The 6854-nt window shown below is 59.5% G+C and carries 8 protein-coding genes; 2 read left to right on the plus strand and 6 right to left on the minus strand.

Annotation, left to right across the window (positions count from 1 at the left end; translation table 11 throughout):
- The 6 genes from tnpC to ACIQ36_RS17120 form a co-directional block, all read right to left on the minus strand.
- Window positions 1–1305: IS66 family transposase (gene tnpC, locus ACIQ36_RS17095; RefSeq protein ID WP_395831535.1), on the minus strand; the 1305-nt coding region annotated here is incomplete at its 3' end.
- Between the two features lie 64 nt (window positions 1306–1369).
- Window positions 1370–1723 carry an IS66 family insertion sequence element accessory protein TnpB gene (tnpB, locus tag ACIQ36_RS17100; RefSeq protein ID WP_395831537.1) on the minus strand — a complete coding sequence of 118 codons (354 nt, stop codon included), beginning with the start codon at window positions 1721–1723 and terminating at the stop codon, window positions 1370–1372.
- On the minus strand, window positions 1720–2124 hold the full coding sequence (gene tnpA / locus ACIQ36_RS17105; RefSeq protein ID WP_395831539.1) for an IS66-like element accessory protein TnpA: 405 nt from the start codon (window positions 2122–2124) through the stop codon (window positions 1720–1722). The genes tnpB and tnpA overlap by 4 nt, the downstream gene beginning before the upstream one ends.
- 941 nt (window positions 2125–3065) lie before the next feature.
- Window positions 3066–3566 carry an RES family NAD+ phosphorylase gene (locus tag ACIQ36_RS17110; RefSeq protein ID WP_395831541.1) on the minus strand — a complete coding sequence of 167 codons (501 nt, stop codon included), beginning with the start codon at window positions 3564–3566 and terminating at the stop codon, window positions 3066–3068.
- Between the two features lie 11 nt (window positions 3567–3577).
- Entirely contained in the window at window positions 3578–3928 is a 351-nt protein-coding gene (locus ACIQ36_RS17115) for an antitoxin Xre/MbcA/ParS toxin-binding domain-containing protein (RefSeq protein WP_395831543.1), read from the minus strand.
- Between the two features lie 151 nt (window positions 3929–4079).
- Window positions 4080–4430, minus strand: coding sequence for an addiction module antidote protein (locus ACIQ36_RS17120; RefSeq protein WP_395831545.1), 351 nt, complete (start codon window positions 4428–4430; stop codon window positions 4080–4082).
- Window positions 4431–5207: 777 nt separating this feature from the next.
- On the opposite strand from ACIQ36_RS17120, the gene ACIQ36_RS17125 reads away from it, so the two are divergent.
- Both ACIQ36_RS17125 and ACIQ36_RS17130 read left to right on the plus strand, forming a co-directional pair.
- Window positions 5208–5678: a hypothetical protein gene (locus ACIQ36_RS17125; RefSeq protein WP_395831547.1), complete on the plus strand. Its 471-nt coding sequence runs from the start codon at window positions 5208–5210 to the stop codon at window positions 5676–5678.
- 618 nt (window positions 5679–6296) lie between these two features.
- Window positions 6297–6854 (plus strand): hypothetical protein (locus ACIQ36_RS17130; RefSeq protein ID WP_395831549.1); only part of this gene is annotated, 558 nt, incomplete at its 3' end.

Consider the following 6854-nt stretch of genomic DNA (forward strand, 5'->3'; position numbering starts at 1 on the left):
GCGGATGCTGCGTTCGACGGCGTTGCTGTCGATCCCGACGCGGCCATCGGTTAGAAAGCGGCCAAGGCCGTCGCGGTATTTAGCGATATAGGCCAGCGCCTCCCCAAGGGGTGCTTTTGCCGAAGCGCGGGGGCGATGGTGCTGCAGCCACGCGTCGAGGCGGGCGAGGATCGGTGTTGCGCGCTCCTGCCGGGCTGCCAGCCGGGCAGCGGGTTCACTCCCGCGGATATCGGCTTCGATGGCATAAAGGGCGCGAATGAGGGCCAGGCCTTCCTCGGCAATCGGCGCGGGGCCGGTACGGGTGATCTCGATCAGCTTGCGGCGCGCATGGGCCCAGCAATAGGCCAACTGGATGCTGGGGCCCGTGCGGTCGGGCGCGATCAGGCGGTTATATCCGGCATAGCCGTCGACCTGCAGAGTACCGCCAAAATCGTGCAGGATGCAGTCGGCATGGTGGCCGCCCCGTCCCGGAGCATAGGTGAAGGCGACACCCGGCGGCTCCGTGCCGCCCCAGGCGCGGTCATCGCGGGCCAGCGCCCAGAAGTATCCCGTTTTGGTTTTCCGGGTTCCTGGATCGAGAACCGGCGCGCGGGTCTCGTCCATGAACAGTTTGGTGGAACGCTTCAGAGTGACCAGCAGGGCCGCATGGAGAGGGCGGAGTTCAAAGGCCGCCCGGCCCACCCAATCGGCCAAGGTCGAGCGGTCGAGATCGATCCCCTGGCGGCTGTAAATCTGGGCCTGCCGATAGAGCGGAAGATGGTCGGCATATTTGCTGACCAGCACTTGCGCCACCAGCGCTTCGGTCGGAATGCCGCCGGGGATCAGCCGCGCTGGGGCAGGCGCCTGGGTGATACCGTCGGTGCAGGCGCGGCAGGCGTATTTGGGGCGGCGGGTCACGCGGACGCGAAGCTGTGCCGGGACGATATCGAGACGTTCCGAGACGTCTTCCCCGATGCAATGAAGGCCGCCGCCACAGGCGCAGACCAAGCTTGCGGGCTCGAGAACCTCCTCAAGGCGCGGCAGGTGCTTCGGCAATGATCCGCGATTGGCGGCCCGCGCTTTAACGGGGCGTTTGGCCGCCCGATCCTCAGCATCCTCTTCGGCGTGAAGTGTGGCGATGCCGCTTTCGATATCCTCTAGCGCCAGGTCGAACTGGTCTGGGTCCAGCCGTTCGGACTTCCGCCCGAAGAGCGCCTGTTTGAAGGCGGCAACCAAGGCTTCAAGACGCAAGTTCCGGGCTTCGACGGCAAGAATCCGCGCCTTCAAGGCATCGATATCATCGGGCAGATCGGCAGCGGTTATCATAGGAAAATAATAGCAAAAACAGCCGATTAGCTCATCTTAAATCTTGTTTGAAGCCCTCAGAAAATCACGTAATCGCCTGCGGGGGACGCACGCTCACCGCACGGACTTTCTGCCAGTCGAGCCCCGCAAATAGGGCCTCGAACTGGGCCGGGTTCAGTGCCAGGGTACCGCTGTGCAGCTTGGGCAAAACGAAGCGCTGTGCCTCCAAGCGCTTATAGGTGAGCACCAAACCACTGCCGTCCCAATAGAGCAGCTTCAACCGGTCAGCGCGGCGGGATCGGAATATGAAGACTGTCCCGGTATAGGGATCGCGCTGAAGTTCGCTCTTTACCAGCGCCGTCAGCCCATCCAGCCCTTTCCGAAAATCAACCGGCTTCGCCGCGATCAAAATCCGCACCCGGTTCGACGGGAAGATCATGCACGCCGCCTTAGGGCCGCGACCAGCGCGGCAACCCGTTCCACGGATGCCGTGCTCTCAACCCGAACCGTGACGTCGCCAACCACAATCTCAATCGATGCACCGCTTGCAGGGGGTTCCGGCGCATCCGGCGGCGGGGTCATCACCACCGGTACAAAAGCAGCCCCGCTTAAATCCGGCACCGCCAGCAAACCCCGCCGCGCCCGAGCCCGCCATTCCGAAATATGGTTCGGCTTCAGCCCATACCGCGCCGCCACCTCCCGAACCAAAACCCCCGGAACCAGCGTCTCTGCAACAATCCGACCCTTCACCTCATCCGGCCAGCGCCGATGACCCGACCCACGTCTTAAAACCTCCCCCTGCAAAACTGACTCAGTTCGGACCTCCAAAGGGACTCCCATACCAACCTCCCATCAAACTCAGAGGCAGCGTCCCTCGCATGAAACGAGAAAGCGGGATAGGTGGGGACAGGACAGCGCTTACAATGATTTCTCGCTTTATGATCAGATACTGGACACGCTGTGTCTGGTTGGCGCAGTGCCGGAGGGGTAAGGATGGCGCAACGGTCTAGTTTAGCCCGAAACTTATTTCGCCCTGGCGCGTGGGTCAGTTGCTCAAGGTCTGCCCGCGCTCGAAATGACCAAAGCCGTCTGAACTGAAGGCGCTATTCCGTCATGATCTCCCCGCCGACCGTGCGCGCGACATCAAAGAGCAAATGCTGGCGGCGGGTTTGCCAGTTTGATGCGCGGCCCATCCGTCTCACGGATACTGGGCCAGCCCAGATGATTGCGGGTCCGTCTCATATAATCTGGGCTGAGTCGCAGATAATATGGGCCGGAGAGCGCTTACAGTGTCACACAATTTGGGCCAAAAACGGCCATGAAATCGGGCCGAAGGCCGGATGATTGGGGGCCGCTACACTTACGAGCAAATCATGCGAATTGCAGCGCTTCAGCGCGGCAGAATCATTTGCTTGCAATGATTTCAAAGTTGCTCGCAGGGACCGCCGGTAAGCGCCGACTGTCTGAAAGCACGCTTCACCGCCAGTGCCCGGTCGCTGCCGCCCGGATCGCGTCTTCGACGAAATTCATGGGGTGAAGATGCTCTAACATCGTGCGCGCGACGGCACCGGGCCGCGCCCTGCCCCGCGACTCCTCCGACCTATGCCGACCTCTATGCTCCAAATCAGCGGCAGGAAAATCTTCAACTGATGCCTCGACGACGATCGTGATGATCGCGTCGGCCTGCGGCGACGGCAGCGCTGAGCGATGCGTGCGAACTGGCGGGGGTTAGACGAACGGCCGCCGTTTCGAATCAGCGTCCATCGTCCTGAAGCGACCCGTTACAAACGGCTCAGGCGTTTCTCATCGTCGATCAGGGTTAATCGTGCTGTTTCACTAGCGTGCCAAACCCACAGCACCAGATTGAGATCATCCAACGTCGTGCCGGGCGCAAAACTCCGGACCATCATTCCGTTCCAGCCGCTCGCCTTCAGCCTTCGGGCAAAGCTCTGAGTTGGAGCCTCGCCTTGTGCCTTCATCGCATCTCGCCATCCGGTATCTGCAAGGGCGGTCGGGCTCATGCCTTCAGCGTGCAGCGCCGCCTCGTCCCGGCAATCAAACACATGATCAATATCGGCATCATAGGAAACCAGCGTTGTTGGCTGAAGGCTCCCTGCCTGGTTGGCCTCTCGGATGGCCGTCATGATGGATATAGACAAATAAAGGGCGGCCATTCCCTTGGCATTAAACCGCCCGCCGTACAGTTCTGCGCCTCGCCCAGAGAGCGGGTCTCGCGCGTAGATCGGGTTCACCGCCCGAAACAAAGGTCCTTGATATTTCACGACGCGAGGCTCTAAGCGTGGACGCCAGCGTCAACCGCATCAATGTAACTGAGCACCTCGCCAGCACGCCCCTCCCGAACCAGTTGCATCGCTGTTTGCCCCGAGAAACCCGACAGAGGTTCGGAGCGAAACCAAGCGTAGGCGATAAGGGGCGATCCAAAGCGCGGCTCGACCTTGTTAATAATCTCGACAATTTCTCGCAACCGGCGCTGGGTTTTATCGGACGCGACACGGTCTTTCCGCTGCACCGCATCCCTGCCGAGGCCAGCCGTCTGAGCAACCTCCTCACGGGTCGTCCGGAGGACCATCGCGATCCGCCCCGGAGCGAACAGTCCATTCTCAGCGTACTGCGCGAGCGTCATGATGCCTGACCTTCAAAAGCCACTAAGACTGACGAAATATAGCGTCACTCTGCGTGTTGATCAATTCATTCCGGCGCGACTCAGGCAGACCCTTATCAACCAGGGATGTGACGAGGGATTTGAGTGTATTGGGGTTGGCGTCGGCCTCCCCCTATGGACTGTGGTGGTTGGTTTCAAGGGTGGTGCGGGGGGCAGGGACAAGAGTGAAACCCAAGGCCCGAATGACCCGAAAGATCGCGGCAAAGCTCGGTCGCTTCCCGCGTTTGCCATCGAGAATTTTATAGAGTGCGGATCGATTCAGCCCTGCCTTTGCGGCGGTGTTGGTCATGCCCTGTACATCGGCAATAAGACGCAATGCGTCCAAGATAAAAAAACCATCCCCGTCGTCCTGCTCGATGGCAGCTTGTAAATAAAGTTGACAATACTCCGGTGTGGAAAGCTCGGCGCGCACGTCAAAGGCCGTCAAGCCTAGAGACTTCTCCAATGGTGTTACGTCAATCATCGCCCTGCCTCCAACTGTGTTTTAAGGGTCTGCCATTGGTGTTTCGCTGTTTTAGCGTTCCGGTTGACTAGCCTGATTGCCCCAGTCAGCAGGCCGCAACACTTCCGCAGTATCACGCAACAGAGAGGCGATAGCAGGGACCTGAGGGAACCCGCATTTCTGGGGCCCGCCCCCGACAGGTTCCACGTCGCCAAAACGACCAAGTTCGACCTAGTGCATTTGAGCGATTAGGACGTTCAGCGCCTCCTCGTCCTGCCGAGCGCCAAACCAACCTCTAAAATCTCTCGGCTGAATTACCTGACACCTGGGCCGATTGTTGCCGATTGGCGACAACTGGGCAAGGTTTTGGCATTTGGTTTTTTCATCTGCCCGGCTCTGGGGACGGACGGCTCGGTCAGCCCGAAGCTATGTTTTGGCCGGATCGAATAATTTTGTAGGAATATCACGTGTGGGATTGACTAGGCTTACGCTGGGTCCTGACATTGCGCTCTAAATTGAGGCGCGTTGCAGTGAGTACCGGTATTCAGAGTTCGGATTTCACCGCATGAATTGGGGCGGACGGCCACGTCCATCAAGCTGGTGCAATTTTCCGGATGGACTGAGGTGATGATCACGCGGCTTTTTTGTCATGCGGGGAACTGGGTCGATCTTTTCCTTGCCGATCTGGGCGAAGGCTTTGGCCATGATTGAGGGGTTGGATTGTGCTCGAAGCGCAGCACCTCCCCTCTCGTTGTGGCCAAGATCGTCACAGGGGTTAGTCGATCTTGGAAGCGGGTCATGACCAGCTCGCGCCGTTTGGCAGATATCTTCCCCCTCACGTCCATCGCGATGCTTCGGCATAGCGATGGAGCGGTCATAGCCGGTCATTTCGATGACGATCTGCGCGACCGAGCCGAACCATTGACCCTCTCGGCCGATGATCAGCGCGACCTACGCCGGATCGCTCATATCGTGATTGCCGTCACCGTCGACCGGCGCGACGCAAGTAACGCTGCTGCCTTCGAGCAGTTGGCCCTGCATCTCGAGGCCGAGCGTTGGACGAATTACCTTCAGCTTATCCTCATGGAGGCTCAGGCAGGCCTCTCCAGACCGCTTCAGCTCGTGGTGTGTCAGCTGCTGGACCAATGGGCCTTCGATGAGGCGCGGCTGCTTGGGCTGCTTCTGAAGGTGAGCTTTTGTCCCTGGCTGGCAGCAGCGCTCGCCGATGGACCGCCCGAAGGCAACGGCCTTTCTCATGCGTCACATTAAGAGCATGAGAATATTTCAACAATCCCAGAAGGTTAGGCCCAATAGCTTATAGCTCGATGCATGTTGACGCGCTTCGGCCGACCACGAGGAATCAAGAGCTTCGCCCCTCCCCCTTCGCGGTTCAGATTAGCGGCATCCCTACATATTGTGGGTGCGAGTCGAGTCTGAGCATAGGCGCGTTCACCCTTGATTCGCTTATGTGAATCGTGTTTCACGGCATATCGTGCCTAAGTCACTGATATTGCTGCGCTTTTCTCTTGCGGCGCCGTGTGACATCGGGCAATGTATGACCGTCGCAGAGTATGTTCGAAAAGGAGCCGTATGACGTCCGTGTAAACGCCTGGGGATGACGGACCCCCAAAATGCAATCGGCGCCCCGAAGGACGCCGACAGCGGTAGTAAAAAAGTATTTGAAGCCCCTTTTTTATGCCTCTGTCGTCGATGTTTGTAAAGCAGAATTTTCTGCTAACGCTCTCATTTTGCCGAAATTCGGGATCGCCGGTCAGTGCCCATTCTGATCGGAGGAAATCCGCATGTTTATCGCAAAGCAGGCTGTTTTGCGGACGGGGTTTTTTGTGCCCGTCGATAGCAGCCGACCGGCGGCGAAAGGCCGTCCCTATGTCTAGCGCGACCTGGCTGAAGGAGCTTGATGGGCTCCTCGATCGCTCGGGTTATCAGGCCGATCTTGAGGCCCGAACCGAAGACGCAAAGGCGCAGCTGGACTTAGGGTCTGGCGACGGCTGGGAGGCGGGTCACGACCGTACCAGTCTTCAGGACCAGGTTGTTGCGCTGGTCCTGCGGCTTGGCGCGCGCTCGCCTGTGCGTGCACCGAGTATGAATACGCGCATTCTTGCCGAAGCCCTGCCCGCCCCGCTTAAAACTCGGTTGGACTTCAAACCCGCGCCTTGCGCGGTTGCTGTCGTTCTGGCGCGCATGGCCTATCCGGCTCGGTTTGCGAAGGTGACGGTGGCAGCCATTGTAGAAGCCAGCCATTTAACGCGGCGGAGCGTGCAACGCGCGCTGCGTGCTCTAGAACTGGCCGGTCTCATCAGCTCGCTCGCAACCAAGGTGCGCCGGGACTTCAATGAGCCCAATATGTATTATCTTGGGGATGCCTTCGAGGAATGGTTCCAGCGCCCGGCGGCGGCCAAGGTCTCCGCGCGCCAGGGGGGCGAC

Origin of the sequence: Elstera sp. (assembly GCF_044372965.1) — a bacterium.
In the GTDB taxonomy this organism is placed as follows: Bacteria; Pseudomonadota; Alphaproteobacteria; order Elsterales; family Elsteraceae; genus Elstera.

Excerpts from the sequence above, each read along its gene's own strand:
- tnpB (WP_395831537.1), bottom strand. The coding sequence starts at position 1,723 with ATGATCTTCCCGTCGAACCGGGTGCGGATTTTGATCGCGGCGAAGCCG.
- tnpA (WP_395831539.1), bottom strand. The coding sequence starts at position 2,124 with ATGGGAGTCCCTTTGGAGGTCCGAACTGAGTCAGTTTTGCAGGGGGAG.
- ACIQ36_RS17115 (WP_395831543.1), bottom strand. The coding sequence starts at position 3,928 with ATGACGCTCGCGCAGTACGCTGAGAATGGACTGTTCGCTCCGGGGCGG.
- ACIQ36_RS17120 (WP_395831545.1), bottom strand. The coding sequence starts at position 4,430 with ATGATTGACGTAACACCATTGGAGAAGTCTCTAGGCTTGACGGCCTTT.
- ACIQ36_RS17125 (WP_395831547.1), top strand. The coding sequence starts at position 5,208 with ATGACCAGCTCGCGCCGTTTGGCAGATATCTTCCCCCTCACGTCCATC.